General features: G+C 50.4%; 17 protein-coding genes. 16 read left to right on the forward strand and 1 reads right to left on the reverse strand.

The window, feature by feature from the left end; translation table 11 throughout:
- Window positions 1–10: 10 nt before the first annotated feature.
- The 14 genes from hflK (at window position 11) to METH11B_RS0105295 (ending at window position 12,624) form a co-directional block, all read left to right on the forward strand.
- Window positions 11–1,174: an FtsH protease activity modulator HflK gene (gene hflK, locus METH11B_RS0105230; protein WP_026601118.1), complete on the forward strand. Its 1,164-nt coding sequence runs from the start codon at window positions 11–13 to the stop codon at window positions 1,172–1,174.
- The gene (gene hflC, locus METH11B_RS0105235) at window positions 1,171–2,037 is read left to right on the forward strand and encodes a protease modulator HflC (RefSeq protein ID WP_020482229.1); all 867 of its coding nucleotides are present in this window, start codon (window positions 1,171–1,173) and stop codon (window positions 2,035–2,037) included. The genes hflK and hflC overlap by 4 nt, the downstream gene beginning before the upstream one ends.
- Before the next feature lie 17 nt (window positions 2,038–2,054).
- Window positions 2,055–3,959, forward strand: coding sequence for an ATP-dependent zinc metalloprotease FtsH (gene ftsH / locus METH11B_RS0105240; RefSeq protein WP_026601119.1), 1,905 nt, complete (start codon window positions 2,055–2,057; stop codon window positions 3,957–3,959).
- A gap of 98 nt (window positions 3,960–4,057) precedes the next feature.
- A complete protein-coding gene (locus METH11B_RS0105245) occupies window positions 4,058–4,447 on the forward strand; it encodes a hypothetical protein (protein WP_081733901.1) in 390 nt (129 codons plus the stop codon).
- A 315-nt stretch (window positions 4,448–4,762) separates the two neighbouring features.
- Window positions 4,763–5,248 (forward strand): SRPBCC family protein, encoded by a 486-nt coding sequence (locus METH11B_RS0105250; RefSeq protein WP_020482232.1) that lies wholly within the window; start codon window positions 4,763–4,765, stop codon window positions 5,246–5,248.
- A 42-nt stretch (window positions 5,249–5,290) separates the two neighbouring features.
- Complete coding sequence (locus METH11B_RS0105255) at window positions 5,291–5,746, forward strand: PAS domain-containing protein (RefSeq protein ID WP_026601121.1); 456 nt, start codon at window positions 5,291–5,293, stop codon at window positions 5,744–5,746.
- A gap of 37 nt (window positions 5,747–5,783) precedes the next feature.
- Complete coding sequence (locus METH11B_RS0105260; RefSeq protein ID WP_026601122.1) at window positions 5,784–6,614, forward strand: sterol desaturase family protein; 831 nt, start codon at window positions 5,784–5,786, stop codon at window positions 6,612–6,614.
- A gap of 39 nt (window positions 6,615–6,653) precedes the next feature.
- Window positions 6,654–7,610, forward strand: a complete 957-nt coding sequence (gene msrP / locus METH11B_RS0105265) for a protein-methionine-sulfoxide reductase catalytic subunit MsrP (protein WP_026601123.1) — start codon at window positions 6,654–6,656, stop codon at window positions 7,608–7,610.
- Window positions 7,610–8,251 carry a sulfite oxidase heme-binding subunit YedZ gene (locus METH11B_RS0105270; RefSeq protein ID WP_026601124.1) on the forward strand — a complete coding sequence of 214 codons (642 nt, stop codon included), beginning with the start codon at window positions 7,610–7,612 and terminating at the stop codon, window positions 8,249–8,251. The genes msrP and METH11B_RS0105270 overlap by 1 nt, the downstream gene beginning before the upstream one ends.
- A gap of 60 nt (window positions 8,252–8,311) precedes the next feature.
- Window positions 8,312–9,223, forward strand: a complete 912-nt coding sequence (locus METH11B_RS0105275; RefSeq protein WP_026601125.1) for a TIGR01777 family oxidoreductase — start codon at window positions 8,312–8,314, stop codon at window positions 9,221–9,223.
- A gap of 20 nt (window positions 9,224–9,243) precedes the next feature.
- Window positions 9,244–9,753, forward strand: a complete 510-nt coding sequence (locus METH11B_RS0105280; protein WP_026601126.1) for a hypothetical protein — start codon at window positions 9,244–9,246, stop codon at window positions 9,751–9,753.
- A gap of 4 nt (window positions 9,754–9,757) precedes the next feature.
- Window positions 9,758–11,149, forward strand: coding sequence for a cryptochrome/photolyase family protein (locus METH11B_RS0105285; protein ID WP_026601127.1), 1,392 nt, complete (start codon window positions 9,758–9,760; stop codon window positions 11,147–11,149).
- 3 nt (window positions 11,150–11,152) lie between these two features.
- Window positions 11,153–11,671 carry a lipocalin family protein gene (locus METH11B_RS0105290; protein WP_026601128.1) on the forward strand — a complete coding sequence of 173 codons (519 nt, stop codon included), beginning with the start codon at window positions 11,153–11,155 and terminating at the stop codon, window positions 11,669–11,671.
- Window positions 11,672–11,682: 11 nt separating this feature from the next.
- Window positions 11,683–12,624, forward strand: a complete 942-nt coding sequence (locus METH11B_RS0105295; RefSeq protein ID WP_026601129.1) for a YbgA family protein — start codon at window positions 11,683–11,685, stop codon at window positions 12,622–12,624.
- Between the two features lie 3 nt (window positions 12,625–12,627).
- Here the strand turns inward: METH11B_RS0105295 and METH11B_RS29040 are convergent, their stop codons facing one another.
- Window positions 12,628–12,828 (reverse strand): hypothetical protein, encoded by a 201-nt coding sequence (locus METH11B_RS29040; protein ID WP_155931082.1) that lies wholly within the window; start codon window positions 12,826–12,828, stop codon window positions 12,628–12,630.
- A 270-nt stretch (window positions 12,829–13,098) separates the two neighbouring features.
- Between METH11B_RS29040 and gspE the strand changes: the two genes are divergently transcribed.
- Both gspE and METH11B_RS26230 read left to right on the forward strand, forming a co-directional pair.
- Window positions 13,099–14,805: a type II secretion system ATPase GspE gene (gene gspE, locus METH11B_RS0105305; RefSeq protein ID WP_026601130.1), complete on the forward strand. Its 1,707-nt coding sequence runs from the start codon at window positions 13,099–13,101 to the stop codon at window positions 14,803–14,805.
- A 145-nt stretch (window positions 14,806–14,950) separates the two neighbouring features.
- On the forward strand, window positions 14,951–16,075 hold a 1,125-nt coding region (locus METH11B_RS26230), incomplete at its 3' end, for an autotransporter-associated beta strand repeat-containing protein (RefSeq protein ID WP_036275613.1).

Below are 16,075 nucleotides of genomic sequence, written 5' to 3' on the forward strand. Positions count from 1 at the left end.
AGGAGTGATTATGTCATCAGAAAAACAAAACACCAGTAAGCAAACGCCGCAGTCCGACTGGAAGTTGGAATTGGATAAGCAGTGGAAGCAAGTCTCTACTAAAGCGGGCGACTTCTTTAACGATCACAAGAGTATGTTTACGTTAACCAATATCGCCGCTGCAGTGGGCGGCACCTTGACCGTCGTCTGGCTGGCCAGCGGGGTTTATATAGTGGACCAGGGTAATCGCGGGGTGGTAAGTCGCTTCGGCGCATATTCCGAGACCACCTTGCCGGGTCCGCATTGGCACATTCCGGCGCCTATCGAAAGCGTCGCCAACGTTAACGTAGAACAACAACGCTTTATCGAAGTTGGCTATACCGATTCCAGCCGGGTTAACAAATCAGCTGTTATTCCGCAAGAATCATTGATGCTGACCAGTGACGAAAACATTATTACCGTGCGCCTGGCCGTGCAGTATCAAATTAATAACGCACGCGACTACTTATTTAATGTCAAAAACAACGAAAACACGCTGAAGCAACTGACTGAAAGCGTGGAACGCGCGGTAATCGGTCGCAACAACATGGACTTCGTGTTGACAGAAGGTCGCAGCCAAATCGTTGCCGAGATTAAAGAACAGATTCAGGAGGCGATGGACGGCTACAAAGCCGGTATCAGCATCGCTAGCGTCAACCTACAAGACGCGCAGCCGCCCGAGGAAGTGCAAGGTGCGTTCGAGGATGCGATTCGGGCCAGAGAAGACAAGCAGCGTTTGATTAACGAAGCCGAAGCCTACAGTAATGAAGTGATCCCCAAAGCGCGCGGCGCGGCATCGCGGATTATTCAAGAAGCGGAAGCCTACGAAGCAGAAAAAGTGGCAAAAGCTAAAGGCGAAACCGAACGCTTCGACCAATTATTGGTGGAATACGAAAAAAGCCCTGCCATCACTCGTAAACGTTTGTATCTGGAAGCCAAGGAAAAACTGTACAGCAGCACCAACAAGATCATGCTGAACGATGATCAATCCAGCCCGATGATGTACATGCCTTTGCCGCAAACCGTAACGCAACATGCACAGCCAGCCGCCAGCCATACGGAACCGGAACTAAGCTCCGAACCGCATAACGGCGACAAAAACGGCGCTCGCAAATCCACCGGCAACGAATTACGTCCTAGCAGGAGCAAACAATGAGCAGCAAAACCACCCAAGTTTTAATTCCGGCCGGTTTGACTCTGTGCGTACTGGCCTATATGTCGGTTTTTTACGTCAAAGAAAACGAAAAAGCCATTCTGTTTCGTCTCGGTGAGATGGTCACATCCGACTACACTCCCGGGCTACATTTTAAGACCCCTATCATCAATAACGTCAGCACATTTGATGCGCGTGTGCTGACCTTGGATGCCAAATCCGAGCGTTTTCTTACCTCCGAGAAGAAGAACGTTATTGTTGACTCATTCGTTAAATGGCGAATCGGTGATGTGGGTCTCTTTTACACCACGGTCGGCGGCGACGAGTTTCAAGCCAATCTGCGCCTTGATCAAATTATGAAAGATGCGATGCGTAGCGAATTCGGCGTACGAACCATCAAGCAATTGATCTCCGAAGACCGCAACGAACTCAGACAAACCTTGCTGGCAAAGTTGTCGCCGACTGCCGAAAAGTTTGGTATCGAGTTAATCGACATTCGCGTCAAACGCATTGATTTGCCGCCGGAAGTCAGCAGTTCGGTATATCAAAGGATGCGCGCCGAGCGTGAGCGGGTAGCCAGAGAGTTCCGTTCGCAAGGCGCGGAAAGTGCTGAGCAAATCAGTGCGGAAGCCGATAAGCAAAAACATGTGATAGTGGCCAATGCCCAGCGCGATGCAGAAAGCATTCGTGGTCGCGGCGATGCGCAATCAGCAGAGATTTACGCGAAAAGCTACGGTAAAAACCCCGAGTTTTATGCGTTCTACCGCAGCTTGCAGGCATACCAAACGTCGTTTGAAAAAACTCAGGATACTTTGGTGTTAAAACCGAATTCCGACTTTTTCAAATACTTCTCCAGCGAAAAGTAAGTTAGGAGACAGCTATCATGAAAAAAATGTTCATTTTTATCACCATCCTGCTTGCAGCAGGGTTGGTGGTGTCGGCGGTGATGAATCGCAACATGCCGGAATACGACCCGCATTTTGAAATTTCGTATTCGGACTTTATCGAAGATGTGCGTAATAAAGTGGTCACGGAAGTGGTGATCGACGGCAATAACGTCGAAGGGCATCGGCAAAACGGCACGCGTTTCGCGACCTACAATCCCAACGACTCGCGCATGATCGACGAGTTGCTGGAATATGGCGTGAAAATCAAAGTTGAGAAGCCACAACAGCCCTCCACCCTGATGAATATTCTCATCTCCTGGGCGCCCACTTTGTTACTGATCATGGTGCTGGTGTATTTCATGCGCAAGCAGGCCGCGATGGGCGGACGCGACGGCCAGATGGGTTTTGGTAAAAGCCGCGCTAAATTAATGGCTGAAGACCAGATCAAAGTGCGTTTCACCGACGTGGCGGGTGTGGAAGAAGCCAAGGAAGACGTGGTGGAAATGGTCGATTTTCTGCGAGAACCAGGCAAATACGAAGCTCTTGGCGGCAAAATTCCGCGAGGTGTATTGATGGTGGGTCCTCCGGGTACCGGTAAAACCTTGTTAGCCAGAGCGATTGCCGGCGAAGCAGGCGTACCTTTCTTCTCTATCTCGGGTTCGGATTTCGTGGAAATGTTCGTCGGTGTCGGCGCCTCCAGGGTCAGGGACATGTTCGAACAAGCCAAAAAACGCGCACCCTGCATCATATTTATCGACGAGATCGATGCAGTCGGTCGGCAACGTGGCGGCAGCGGTATCGGCGGAGGCAACGACGAACGAGAACAGACACTCAACCAGTTGCTGGTAGAAATGGACGGCTTCAGCGGTAACGAAGGCATCATCGTCATAGCCGCCACCAACCGGGCCGATGTGTTAGACAAAGCTTTGTTAAGACCTGGCCGTTTCGACAGGCAAGTGCAGGTTGGTTTGCCCGATATCAAAGGCCGCGAACAAATCTTGAAAGTGCATGGCGCGAAAGTACCGCTGGCTGAAGACGTGAATATCAACGATCTGGCCCGCGGCACACCCGGTTTTTCCGGTGCGGAGTTAGCCAATTTGATCAACGAAGGTGCTTTGTTCGCTGCCCGCAACAAAAAGCGGGTCGTGACCATGAACGACTTGGATAAAGCGCGCGACAAAATGATTATGGGCGTGGAAAAACGCACCATGGTGATGACCAAAGAAGATTTGTTGATGACCGCTTATCACGAAGCCGGACACGCCATCGTCGGCCGCAATGTGCCGGAGCATGATCCTGTCTATAAAGTCAGCATCATGCCGCGCGGCGGGGCTTTGGGTATCACCATGTTCTTGCCGGAGCGCGATCAATACAGCGCCTCCAAAGACAAGCTGGAAAGCCAGATTGCCAGTTTGTTCGGTGGCCGGGTAGCGGAAGCTTTGATCTACGGCAAAAACAAGGTCACCACTGGCGCGTCCAACGACATCATGCGGGCTACGCAATTGGCTAGAAACATGGTCACAAAATGGGGTTTGTCGGATCGTTTAGGTCCCATGGATTACGGCGACAGCGAAGGCGGCTATATGGGCCCTCAATCCAAGCCAATGTCGGAAAAGATGGCACAAACTATCGATGAAGAAGTACGGGCGGTAATCGATGCGAATTACAACCGCGCCGAAACCATCCTGAAAGAAAACATCGAAGTGCTGCACAACATGGCGCAAGCCTTAATGGATTGGGAAACCATCGATAAATTTCAGATCGATGAATTACTGCAAGGCAAAAAACTTGCACCACCGGAACCCGAAGTAGAAGAGCCAAAATCCTTTGAAGAGATTGAAGACTCGATAAACGACGAAACCGGCGGTCACCTGGATCAAGGACAAGTACTGGCGTCCTAAAAGTCCTCCTCTATGTACCCTCCAAACGCTGTACTCTTGGAGGGTATCTTTTTTTCAGAGGTAGCAATATGCATACTCAATCGATAACCACAAAAACCATGAATCTACTGCAATTGTTGTTGCAGATTAATTTTAATGTAGCGGTGATTCTATTATTGATCAGCGGTGCAGCGACGATATTCGGTAATACGCTTTTTTTTGAAGATAGTAGCGATCTGTACGGTCCATTGGCAAACAATATGCGGTTAATGATGTTTTATTTGTGCTTAATCCAAATCGCAGCTTACAGTTTTTATAAATTAAGTAACAGCCCGGAAGCATTGGCCGCGTTAGGCGTTTTTCTGCTGTTACTGATCGGCTCGCTCGAATTTTACTGCTCGATTAATCAAATTGAAATCGACGAAAACTACCGGCAATTATTTATTTACTCGGGCTTATCGCACCTGCTTTATGGCGGCTGCGCGGCCATGCGGCACCAGGAAAATTAGGGATTTTAATTTTTCTGACACAATATAGACTAGAATTAGATGCTGAAGTATTTCTCTTTATTATGATAGGCTTTGCTTAGCACAGACCATAAATCAAATTTATATTTTATTTTTAAAGTTCGGTCTAATCGACTGTTTAGCTGTAAAGCCATCTCTAAATCAACACCATCGAGGTATACTGCGTAAATACACAAAAAGCCTAACCGCCTGAAAGTGATTTAATTCCATAGATCAAAATACAGTTTTATAGGCTTCACGTGTCCAGAAAAATTATAACAACGCCGAGCAGAAAGCTCCGCGAGGGGGAACGATCAAATGCACATCAAATTTCCGTTTGACTCACACAAGCCCGTTGCCGGGGAGGCATGCATCGACATCGACAAACCAGTTGACGATGTTTTTCATTATGTCGGTGAAAAATTTTTTGAGAATTATCCAAAATGGGCTGTTGAAGTAGTCGATTTTGAACCTCTCGACGGCAAAGAAGTATTCGTCGGCGCCAAGGCCAAACAAATCCGTAACGATAACAACGGCGAAATCGAATCTGTTTTTGAAATCACCGATTATCAACCCAAAAACAAGCTTATCTTTCAAGGATTGACCCAACCTTACAAGCACAGTTATTTTCTTGAAGTCGTTCAAGAAGACCGGCAACCCACCCGTTTGACGTTTCGATTTGAATTTTTGGAGCTTGAGGTGTTCATGCGACCTTTTGAGAAGTTAATTCGTTGCGCCATTGAAGACGGTGCGGAAAGCACCGTCGAAAACATTAAGAATTTAATATTAGTAGAATGCAACTAGCATATACAAACTCATAATTATTATAAAACCCGGAGTTTAACCATGGCTTTTATTGTTGAAAAAGATAGCGGGCTTATTCCGCAAGTACTTTCCGCTATTTTGGACGAATGCGTAAACGGCGTCACGCTGGCGGACCCGGACCTTGAAGACGCGCCTATAATATACGCCAATAAAGCATTCGAACGTTTAACCGGATATGCGCATGACGAAATAATCGGTCATAACTGCCGTTTTTTGCAAGGTGAAGATAGAGAGCAAGAGGCGCGCTTCAAAATTGCTGCTGCCATGAAGAATCACGAATCGGTTGAAGTGACATTAAGAAACTACAAAAAAGACGGTACTTTATTTCACAATCGTTTAAAGATAACCCCGTTATTGGATAAAAAGAATCGGGTAATATATTATCTAGGCGTGCAATATGATATTACCGAGCAAGTAAGTGCTAACAATGAAATAAAGGAATTAACCAGTCTATTGGATGCGATTCAAGGAAGTTAAATTACCGTGCGATAAATATATTTTGTAGAGGGTCTCCATGAATACAACTGCAAACGCCAACGGCGACGATGGCCTGTTTTTTAACGAAGCCTTATTTGGCCTGGCGATATTGGCTTTCGTGCTGTTGCTAATCATAGAAAAAACCAAACCTTATCGCCAGTTTTCCACCAAAACTTATAAAGAGTCCTTTGTCACCAATACCACGGCGTTCTTGGTCAATAACTTAATATTAACTGCGCTCAGAGCGTCGTCATTATTTCTGGTTGCTCAGCAATTCGCCAGTTACGGCTTGTTAAGCGGCCTGAGTAACGGCCCGGTTAAATGGCTACTGGCTTTCGCTTTTTTCGACTTGGCTATTTTTATCTGGCATTACGCCAGCCATAAGTATGAGTATTTGTGGCGATTCCACAAAGTTCACCACAGCGATAAATGCTTTAACGTTTCCACCGGTTTTCGCTTCCATGTTTTCGATTTATTCCTAGAAATAATTTATAAATGCGTATTTGTTGTGGTGATTGGCGTGGATGCGTATTTAGTACTTTCCATCGAAATCATCGAGTTGTTTTTCATATTTTTCCATCACGCCAATATCCGGGTCCCCAACGAAGCAGCTATCTCCCAAATTATTATCACCCCTTCCCTGCACCGCACTCACCATTCCACCTTGCGCTCCGAACATGACAGCAACTACGGCATAGTGTTGGCTATTTGGGATCGGATGTTTGGTACCCGAAAAGAGCTGGTACCGGCCAATATAGGATTGGATTTGATTGAAGCGGAGAATTTTATTCAACTGTTTTCTCTGGCATTTATTACCGAACGTAAAATCCGGCAATTAATGGGCTGGATTCCGAAAGGGAAAAAGTAATTAATGGAACTTCTTTGATAAGTTACCGGTAATCAAGCCATGATTATAAAAACAATAAAAACTATTCCCGGCAGTGAAATTACCGATCCCTTGGTTTTTCAGCAACGCCGCACTCTGATCAAAGCGATGGCGGCGATGATGCTGACCGGCACCAGCATCCGCACCGGCTTGGCCGACACCTCAAAACCGATAGGGAGCTCCGTGCCCAAAAGCCCATTCTCGGCGCATGAGTTAGCAGTTACGCCGGCGGACGCCACAAAAAATTACAATAACTATTATGAATTTGCCTTCAACAAAGAAGACCCCAGCAGCCTGGCCCAAATCCTGCGCGTAGATCCCTGGTCTGTCGAGATCGGCGGCGAAGTGGAAAAACCCGGCACATATCAGTTGGAAGATATTCTGAGCAGACATACGCTACAGGAATATATCTATCGTTTCCGGTGCGTCGAAGCCTGGTCCATGGTAGTGCCCTGGGTAGGCTTTTCGCTGGGCGATTTACTGAAAACCGCAAAACCTCTATCAAGCGCCAAGTTCGTAAAACTCACTTCGGTTCATCAGCCTGACAGCATGCCCAAGCAACGCAATAACGCGATGCTGGAATGGCCTTATGTCGAGGGTCTGCGTATAGACGAAGCCATGCACCCATTGACCATACTGGCAACCGGTATGTATGGCGACATTTTGCCCAAGCAAAACGGCGCGCCGCTGCGTTTGGTAGTGCCCTGGAAATACGGCTTTAAAAGCATCAAGGCCGTCGTCAAAATAGAACTACTGAAAAGGCCGCCGATTAGCAGTTGGAACAAGTTTGCGCCCAACGAATACGGCTTTTACGCCAACGTCAATCCGGACGTGCCGCATCCGCGCTGGAGCCAAAATAGCGAGCGGCTATTGGGCAGCGGCTTTTTTACCCCCCGCCGACAAACCGAACTATTTAACGGGTATGGCGAACAGGTCGCTCACCTGTATCGTGATATGGATTTGAGGCATTTTTTCTAATGATTATGCAAATTAATAATTTGCGGTCTTTAACCATCGCGGTGTGTTTTATCCCGCTGCTTTGGGTCGTTTTCGATATTGCCTTCGATAATCTGGGCTCAAATGAAATGCAAGCCCTACATATTCGTTTAGGTGACTGGGCCTTGCGGTTTTTATGGATAACCTTGGCTATTACTCCCGTACAAACCGTCACGAAATGGCGCGGCATGACCGAGTATCGGCAATTATTCGGTTTATATGCTTTTTTTTACGCCAGCTTGCATGTCCTGGTTTATTTAGCGGTTGATCAAGTTTTTGCCTGGCGAATCATCGGTATCGATATTCTCGAAAGCTCTTATATCTGGTTTGGCCTGATTGCCTATATTATCGTTTTTTCATTGGGCATTACCTCCTCTAAAGCGTCCAAAAAACTCTTGGGCAAGAGCTGGAAAAAACTGCATCGATTTATTTACCTAGCAGCCGGCGCGGCAATGATTCATTATTTCTGGCAGCTTAAAGGTAATCTCGCCGAGCCATTATTCTATTTACTTCTTATATTTATGCTGTTGGGTTTTCGCGCTGTAATTTGGTTTAAAAATAAGCAGTTAAGTCAAATGATGATTCCGAAAGGCCGCGCATCCCCCGATACAGAATCCGATTAACCCACCAAGCCCTGAATAGACGGTAGGGTTTAGTCTTATTAGTTTCTGGAGCAGAATGTCATGAACACGAACTCGATTTTAATTAGCGGCGGCACCGGCTTTCTGGGCAGTGCGCTTACTAAACAACTAATCCAAAAAAACTATGCGGTGACGATCCTAAGCCGTAGCGCCGAAAAAGTGTTCGCCACATTCGGCAACAGCGTTCAAGCTGTTAGCTCGATCACCGACTTACCGGATGCCGGCAGCTTTAAAGCGGTGGTCAACCTGGCCGGTGCGGGCATTTTCGATCAACGCTGGACCGAGCCACGCAAACAGCTATTGCGCGATAGCCGCATTAAATTAACCAAACAATTGGTGGCCTGGATAGCATCAGCCACCCAACCCGCACCAGCACTGGTAAGCGGCTCGGCTATCGGCGTTTACGGCGATCAAGGCGACAAATTCCTCACTGAAAACAGCGCGAGCCTTGCCGATTTCTCCCAACAGTTGTGCGCCGATTGGGAATCCGCAGCCTTAGAAGCGGAAAAATTCGGCAGCCGGGTCTGCCTGATACGCACCGGCTTGGTGCTGGGTGATAATGGTGGCATACTGAAACGCATGTTGTTGCCGTTTCGTTTGGGGTTAGGCGGCCGTCTGGGGAATGGCAAGCAATGGATGTCCTGGATTCATCTGCACGACTGGCTGGCTATTGTCGAAGCGATGATAGAACAACCGGCAATGCGCGGCCCATACAACGCCACCGCCCCCGAACCGGTCAACAACCAACAATTCAGTGCCAGCCTGGCCAGCGTGCTTAAGCGGCCGCTGCTAATGCCGATACCGGAAGCGCCCCTTAAATTATTGCTGGGCGAAATGGCCGCGCTAGTCTTGGGTAGCCAGCGCGTGCTGCCGGAGAGGTTACTGGCGCAAGGCTTTGCATTTAAATATTCACAGCTGGATACCGCATTGCGCGATATTTTGCATAAACCCTAGATTTAAAAACGGGCATCTTTATGTTGATCGACAGTCTTTCCCTGCTATTTGCCTTTACCTCGTTCGTCACCTGGTACGAAACCCTGTTGATCGCCCTCGCCCTAGGCGTGCTGGTATTTTATCTGACCCCCTCCCCTGCCCAGGAATGGGAAGAACGCACGCCGGCCACGCTATATTTTTACCTGCAATGGAGTTGGCTAGGTTACCTACGGTTAAAAGACGCGTTCTATCCGTTTTTTATCCTGTATAACGCCGTACTGTTTTTCATCGACTATCGCATTAACGAAGGCAACTTCACCGTCGCCAGCTGGGTGACTATTCATATCATCATGGCGATGCCGCTGATTTATTGGACCGGTGCCGTTTGGCGCTGTTCAGACAAGGGGGCCAGCCGAATTTGGGCCGCAGTCGCGCGCATGATGACGGTAGCGGCGTATTTCGATTTGCTACTGCGTTGGGTGATTTATCAGTATTACCCCAATATCCTGTTTAATTGCCAACAAATGATTATTCATTGGGGCGACTGCTGAGCCGATGGCAAAAAAACGCTACAAAACCTCGCTGTTTATTTTCCGCCGCGATTTACGGCTGGAAGATAACACCGCACTCAACGCCGCCCTAAGCGATTCCGAGCATGTCATCGCCTGTTTTATCTTCGATCCTCGGCAAATCGAAACTCATCCTTACCAAAGTACGCCGGGCCTGCAATTCATGCTGGAGTCTCTGAGCGATTTGCAGCAACAATTGCAACAGCAAGGCGCCCTGCTTTACATTTTCAACGATCAGCCGACGCACCTCCTCGAGCCGTTGAAGCAGGATTTGGGCATCGAAGCGGTATTTGTCAATCGCGACTACAGTCCGTTCAGCCGGCAACGGGACAACGAACTGCGCGAACAATGCGAAAAACTGCATTTGGCTTTTCACAGCCAAGCCGATTTGCTGCTGACAGAACCGGAGCAAAGTTTAAGAAGCAACGGCAAGCCTTATCAAGTATTCACCGCGTTTCATCGGCAAGCCAGACTCCAGCCGGTATCGCCTCCGCAGCGCTTGGCACCGGGTAAACTATCGGCAAAAGCCTATGCCGGCCACAAACCGGAGCTGCTACAGCAACTGCAACAGCCGCACCAAAACGCGCTACCCGGTGGCCGACACGCGGCACTGGATCGATTAGCCATCATCGGCAACTGCAAAAACTACCTCGCCGTCCGCGATTTTCCGGCCATGGCCGCTACCAGCCAACTGTCGGCTTATTTAAAGTTCGGCTGCTGCTCGGTGCGCGAGGCTTTTTCCAGCATCCAAGCCGAACTCGATCCCGACCATCCCTTACTCCGGCAGCTGTGTTGGCGGGATTTTTTCACCCATATCGGCTTTCATTTTCCGCATGTATTCGGTCACGCCTTTGATAGACGTTACGACGGCTTGCTTTGGCGCAACGGCCAAGAAGACTTTTGGGCCTGGGCCAACGGCCAAACCGGCTTTCCGATTGTGGACGCGGCCATGCGCGAATTGAACCAAACCGGCTGGATGCATAACCGCTTGCGGATGATCGTTGCCTCGTTTTTGGTCAAGGATTTACACGTCTCCTGGCGCTGGGGCGAACGTTATTTTGCCCAACGTCTGTTAGATTACGACCCTTGCGTCAATAACGGCAACTGGCAATGGGCCGCCTCGACCGGCTGTGACGCGCAACCGTATTTCCGGATCTTCAATCCCTGGCTACAGCAGAAAAAATTTGATCCGCAATGCCTGTATATCAAGACTTGGATTCCGGAGTTACAACGCTTCCCGGCAGAAGTCATTCACAAATGGGATAAGCATCCGCAAGCCGGCGACTACCCTCGGCCAAGGGTTGACCACGCCGTACAAAGCCAGCTGATCAAAGCCCAATTCAAAGCCCTGGGCAATACCACGGCTACCGCGGAGTAAACCATGCGTTATGTATCGATAGTCTTATTAAGCCTGCTATGCGCCTGCACCGGCATTCCGGACGGCGTAAAAGTCATAGACGGCTTCGAGCTGGAACGCTATCTGGGCACCTGGTACGAAATCGCCCGCCTGGATCACAGCTTCGAGCGCGGCCTGACCGACATTAGCGCCGAATATAGCCTGCGTGATGACGGCGGCGTGAAGGTGTTAAACAGCGGCTACGACGCCGAGCAAGGCCAACGAAAAATCGCCGAAGGTAAAGCTTACTTTATCGACAAACCGGACATAGGCCGCCTGAAAGTATCTTTCTTTGGGCCGTTTTACGGCGCCTATAACATCATTGCGCTAGATAAAACCGGCTACCGGTATGTGATGATCGCCGGCCCGGATCGCGATTATTTATGGATACTGGCCCGCAGCCCGGAATTGCCACCGAGCATCCTCCAAGAGCTGATTCAGCAGGCAAAAGCCCTTGGCTTTGCCACCGAGAAACTGATTTTTGACCAACACCCCAAGCAATAACAGGATTAAGCATGCAGAAAATTTCGGTGGGCATCAGCGCCTGTCTGTTAGGCCAAGAAGTGCGTTACGACGGCGCGCATAAATATCACAGCTATATCGAACGCACGCTGGGCCAGTATTTCGAATTTAGAGCCTTCTGTCCGGAAGTCGAAGCCGGCTTGGGTATCCCGCGTCCCTGTGTACAGCTGCGCGAAACCGCCAATGGCATCCGTTGCGTCGGCGTTAAGGACCATAGCTTTGACGTAACGGAACGATTGGAACAAGCTTCGGCACGGCAACACGACTGGCTGGGCGGCTTGTGCGGCTACATCCTTAAAAAGGACTCGCCCAGCTGTGGCATGACCAGGGTTAAAATCTATAAAAACGATATTCCCGCGCGACAAGGTACCGGCATTTTTGCGGACTATTTACAGCGCACTTTCCCTAGCCTGCCGGTAGAAGAAGAAGGCCGGCTGGGCGATCCCGGCCTGCGGGAAAACTTTATCCAGCGCGTGTTTGTGATGCGCCGCTGGCAGGATTTATGCGAACAAGGTTTGTCGGCGCATAGTTTGATCACCTTTCACAGCCGGCATAAATTAATCGCGATGAGTCACGAGCAAAATCAGGCCCGCGAGCTGGGGCGGATTATTGCCGGCGTCACAAACGCTAATATTGAAAACACCGCCGCCGCCTACATCGCTGCGCTGATGACATGCCTAAAAATCGTCGCTACCCGCGGCAACCACGTGAATGTCTTGCAACACATCCAGGGTTATTTAAAGCACAAACTGGACAGCGACGACAAACAGGAACTGGTGGAAACCATCGAAAACTATCGAATTGGTTTATTGCCGCTGATCGTGCCGCTCACCCTGCTCCGCCATCATTTCCGCAGAGAGCCCGATGACTTTATCGACAACTCTTTCTACATGCTGCCGCATCCGGCGGAATTGTCATTGTTGAACAGTATTTAACTTCTATTGCATCTGCTCCCGCTCGCGCTGATACGCGTCGTAACTCTGCCGCCGTTCGCAATCGTTAGACATGGCTTTTTGGCACTGCAATTGCCCGGCGTTCTGCACCGCATGATAGCCCAGGCGCTGCGGCCAATCCGCGCCGCAAGCGCTGCACAAGCCCAACACCAAGGGCACACATGTTATTGCTCTGATTCTTCGCATATTTCCGCCGTTTACATCCTCTACCTGAAAGAGTCCTAGTTTAGTCCTTGCCGCCAAAACGGTGGTATCTGTCTATTGACCCGGCCCGCAAATAGCGAGTCAAAGACCCCGACACTCGCTATCCCAAAAATAAGGATTTGTTCGAGCAGTTCAACATTCCCACTCTAACGCGGTAAAAGAGTCACCGCGCTATAAACAATTACTGCCGGACTGTGTGGAAAATCGCTACAATGCGCCCGAGTTCTGCAAGTTTAGGCTGATACAGTGAACATGGAAACCGTCGAAAAATCCGAAAAATACGCCGCTTTTCTCAGCTTGTTAAAAAGCAAGGGTAAACTCTCCGACAGCGATCTTGGTAAAGTCCGCCGCATGCAAAAATCGGCATTGGACGACTCCGTGCCTCAACTACTGATCAAACTGGGTTTGTGTTCGGACAGTGACATCGCCGTCAGCTTCGCCGAAGCCAGCGGCATTGCTCGCGTCCCCCCCGAACGCTACCCGCCGCAAACGCCGCTGCCGGATAGCGTTTCCCAGCGTTTCTTAAAGCAATACCATGCGGTGGGTCTGGCGGCGGACGACGAACACATCCAAATCGCGGTGATGGACCCTGAAGACGACTACGTCACCCAAGCTCTGCAACTCGCCACCGGCAAACCCATTAAACTGCAAATCGGCCAACTCTCGGAAATAGACGCCGCGCTGGAATTGCAATACGGTGAAGGCAAGTCGCAAATGGACAAATTGCTGGATAACCTTAACGTCGAGGACGAAGGTAGCGAAGATCTTGAACACCTGAAAGACCTGGCCAGCGAAGCGCCGATCATCAAGATGGTGAATTTCATCCTGCAAAAAGCCGTGGAAAGCCGGGCGTCTGACGTACACATTGAACCGTTCGAACAAAGCCTGAAAGTACGCCTACGCATCGACGGCGTATTGCAAGACATCGACTCGCCGCCGGTTGCCTCCACCGCCGCGGTGCTGTCGCGGATCAAGATCATGGCTAAACTGAACATAGCCGAACGGCGCTTGCCGCAGGATGGCCGCATCAAGTTGCAAATGATAGGCAAGGAGCTGGATTTACGGGTCTCGACGATACCGACCCTGCACGGTGAAAGCGTGGTCATCCGCTTGCTGGACAAGGAGAACGCGGTACTGGACTTCGCAACCCTGGGCTTCGTTGGCAGACAAGCCGAGCGTTTCATGGAAGTATTGGCGCAACCGCATGGCATTTTGCTGATTACCGGTCCGACCGGTAGCGGTAAATCCACCTCGTTGTATGCGGCTTTAAAAACTCTGAATACCTCGGAACGCAAGATTATCACCGTCGAAGACCCGGTGGAATATCAGCTGGAAGGCATCAACCAGATTCAAGCCAAACCGCAGATCGGTCTGACTTTCGCCTCGGCGCTGCGTTCCATCGTCCGCCAGGACCCGGACGTGATCATGATCGGCGAGATGCGTGACCTGGAAACCGCCAAAATTGCCGTGCAATCCGCGCTGACTGGTCACTTAGTGCTGTCCACGCTGCACACGAACGATGCCGCCGCCGGTGTCACCCGCTTACAGGACATGGGCCTGGAGGAATACCTACTTAGCTCGACGATCAACGGCATTCTGGCCCAGCGCTTGGTGCGGCGCCTGTGCCCGCATTGCAAACAAGCCCATCCTGCTTCGGAAACGCTGATCGAAGAAATGAAACTTAGACAGTGGCAACCGACCGGCGAAATCCTCTTACACAAACCGATCGGCTGTCCCATCTGTAACGGCATCGGCTATAAGGGCCGACTGGCGATCATCGAATTTTTGACGATGACCGACACGATACGCAAACAAATCATGAAGCACGAAGAAGCGTTTGTGATCCAGCAAACCGCCATTCAGGAAGGCATGCAAACTATGTACGAGGATGGTGTGGTTAAGGCCTTGCAGGGCATCACCACCTTGGAAGAGGTGTTAAGGGTGACGACCGAGACTTGAGCCACTTAGTCAGCTCTCGACAACAGACTTTCGTTGATCTGAATCTAGAAAGGCTTTGAATGACGAAGCTAACATGCCGCATAACAGCTAGCTGCAAGTGGAATATGACCAAAACCCACTTTTTAATCAACATCATGGATTCAAGATGTGTCAATCACTAGCCGAGTCTGCAAATAATCCACCGATAGCCGGACGGCGTTCACGCCGCGTCGGCGCGTATGCCTCTTGCCCTTTCTCCGCGCTGCTGATCGGATTTTTTTCAACCGCCGACGCTGCCGTTTGTAACTGGCAAGGTGGGGATGACATCTGGTCTACGCCCGCTAACTGGTCATGTGCCGCAAGCCCCGGAGCCGCCGATGACGCGGTTATCAATGTCAGCCAAAATGTGGCTCTTGATATTTCGCCCAGCGTGGCAAATTTCAGTTTAGCGCATGCAGGCGCGACTTTGAGCGGCGCCGGCACATTAACCTCAACCAACGACTTTGATATGCAAGCCGGCACGGTCAACGCTGTGTTAGGCGGCAGTGTCGGATTGAACAAAACCACTGCCGGCACCGTGACGCTAAGCGGCACCAACACGTACACCGGCAACACGCAAGTCAGCGCCGGCACGTTGGCTTTGGGCAACAGCGATGTGCTCGCCAACACCTCCAGCCTGATCGTCAACGGCGGTAGTTTCCATTTGGGCAGCCATAACGACGCGGTGGCCGGGGTGCAATTACTATCGGGTTCGATCACCGGCACCGGCACGTTAACCTCGAACAGCACGTTTGATATGCAAGCCGGCACGGTCAACGCTGTGTTAGGCGGCAGCGTCGGATTGAACAAAACCACTGCCGGCACCGTGACGCTAAGCGGCACCAACACGTACACCGGCAACACGCAAGTCAGCGCCGGCACGTTGGCTTTGGGCGCCGGCGATGTGCTCGCCAATACCTCCAGCCTGATCGTCAACGGCGGCAGCTTCGATCTGGGCAGCCATAACGACGCGGTGGCCGGGGTGCAATTACTATCCGGTTCGATTACCGGCACAGGCACGTTAACGTCGAACAGCACGTTTGATATGCAAGCCGGCACGGTCAGCGCTGTGTTAGGCGGCAGCGTGGGCTTGAACAAAACCACTGCCGGCACCGTGACGCTAAGCGGCACCAACACGTACACCGGCAACACGCAAGTCAGCGCCGGCACGTTGGCTTTGGGCGCCAGCGATGTGCTCGCCAATACCTCCAGCTTGATCGTCAACGGCGGTAGTTTCGATTTGGGTGCCAAC

The organism is Methylomonas sp. 11b, from assembly GCF_000515215.1.
GTDB lineage: Bacteria > Pseudomonadota > Gammaproteobacteria > Methylococcales > Methylomonadaceae > Methylomonas.